We start from the raw sequence: 305 nt of genomic DNA, 5'->3' as shown, positions 1-305 counted from the left end.
CTCCGACCGGCGAGGAGGACCGTTTCACCGCGCGGATCGACGTGGCACGCCATCCCCTGTCCGGACGCCGGGTGGCGATCCGGAGTGCCGGAACGGACGGTGCCGGTCAGACCGGGCGGAGCACCGCGTACGAGATGACGCTGCCGGCACGCGTCTTTCTCGACCCCCTGGCCCAGGCGGTGGCGGCCGAACGCCGTGATTTCCTCGGCCCCGGGCGCGAATACGAGGCGCTTGAGCCGGGCGAGCCCGAGCCGGTCTTCGATCGGGCAACCCGGGACCGGGCCCTTTTCCTCGACGACGAGCCG

At 72.5% G+C, this 305-nt stretch carries 1 protein-coding gene; it reads left to right on the top strand.

Annotation, left to right across the window (positions count from 1 at the left end; translation table 11 throughout):
* Positions 1–305: DUF4175 family protein (locus E5162_RS14515; RefSeq protein WP_135945968.1), on the top strand; the 305-nt coding region annotated here is incomplete at both ends.

The organism is Marinicauda pacifica (genome assembly GCF_004793635.1).
Taxonomy (GTDB): Bacteria; Pseudomonadota; Alphaproteobacteria; order Caulobacterales; family Maricaulaceae; genus Marinicauda; species Marinicauda pacifica.
The sequence above is the reverse complement of the archived record's forward strand: the minus strand, read 5'-3'. Positions and strand labels throughout refer to the sequence as shown.